At 52.9% G+C, this 1,361-nt stretch carries 1 rRNA gene; it reads right to left on the bottom strand.

From position 1 onward, the window contains the following. Positions 1-13: 13 nt before the first annotated feature. Positions 14-1,361: ribosomal RNA gene (locus HHL24_RS43315) — 23S ribosomal RNA — on the bottom strand; the annotation flags it as partial.

The raw sequence follows: 1,361 nt of genomic DNA, 5'->3' as shown, positions 1-1,361 counted from the left end.
ACACACCGGTTATAGGATCAAGCCTTACGGGCAATTAGTATCAGTTAGCTTAACGCATTACTGCGCTTCCACACCTGACCTATCAACGTCCTGGTCTTGAACGACCCTTCAAGGGGCTCGAAGCCCCGGGGATATCTCATCTTAAGGCGAGTTTCCCGCTTAGATGCTTTCAGCGGTTATCTCTTCCGAACATAGCTACCCGGCGATGCCACTGGCGTGACAACCGGTACACCAGAGGTTCGTCCACTCCGGTCCTCTCGTACTAGGAGCAGCCCCCTTCAAATATCCAGCGCCCACGGCAGATAGGGACCAAACTGTCTCACGACGTTTTAAACCCAGCTCACGTACCTCTTTAAATGGCGAACAGCCATACCCTTGGGACCGGCTACAGCCCCAGGATGAGATGAGCCGACATCGAGGTGCCAAACACCGCCGTCGATATGAACTCTTGGGCGGTATCAGCCTGTTATCCCCAGAGTACCTTTTATCCGTTGAGCGATGGCCCTTCCATACAGAACCACCGGATCACTATGACCTGCTTTCGCACCTGCTCGACTTGTCGGTCTCGCAGTTAAGCACGCTTATGCCATTGCACTATCAGCACGATTTCCGACCGTACCTAGCGTACCTTCGTACTCCTCCGTTACACTTTGGGAGGAGACCGCCCCAGTCAAACTGCCTACCATGCACTGTCCCCAGTCCGGATAACGGACCAAGGTTAGAACCTCAAACAAACCAGGGTGGTATTTCAAGGACGGCTCCACGCAGACTGGCGTCCACGCTTCATAGCCTCCCACCTATCCTACACAGATCGGTTCAAAGTCCAATGCAAAGCTACAGTAAAGGTTCATGGGGTCTTTCCGTCTAGCCGCGGGGAGATTGCATCATCACAAACACTTCAACTTCGCTGAGTCTCGGGAGGAGACAGTGTGGCCATCGTTACGCCATTCGTGCAGGTCGGAACTTACCCGACAAGGAATTTCGCTACCTTAGGACCGTTATAGTTACGGCCGCCGTTTACCGGGACTTCAATCAAGAGCTTGCACCCCATCATTTAATCTTCCGGCACCGGGCAGGCGTCACACCCTATACGTCCACTTTCGTGTTTGCAGAGTGCTGTGTTTTTATTAAACAGTCGCAGCCACCAGTTTATTGCAACCCCTTCACCCTTCTCGCGCAGGCGAGTCAAGCTACAGGGGCGTACCTTATCCCGAAGTTACGGTACCAATTTGCCGAGTTCCTTCTCCCGAGTTCTCTCAAGCGCCTTAGAATACTCATCTCGCCCACCTGTGTCGGTTTGCGGTACGGTCTTGTTAAACTGAAGCTTAGAGGCTTTTCTTGGAACCACTTCCAGTTGCTTC

The organism is Paraburkholderia polaris, from assembly GCF_012927345.1.
Classification (GTDB): Bacteria; Pseudomonadota; Gammaproteobacteria; order Burkholderiales; family Burkholderiaceae; genus Paraburkholderia; species Paraburkholderia polaris.
Note: the sequence above shows the minus strand (reverse complement) of the source record. Positions and strands in the feature narration are given on the sequence as shown.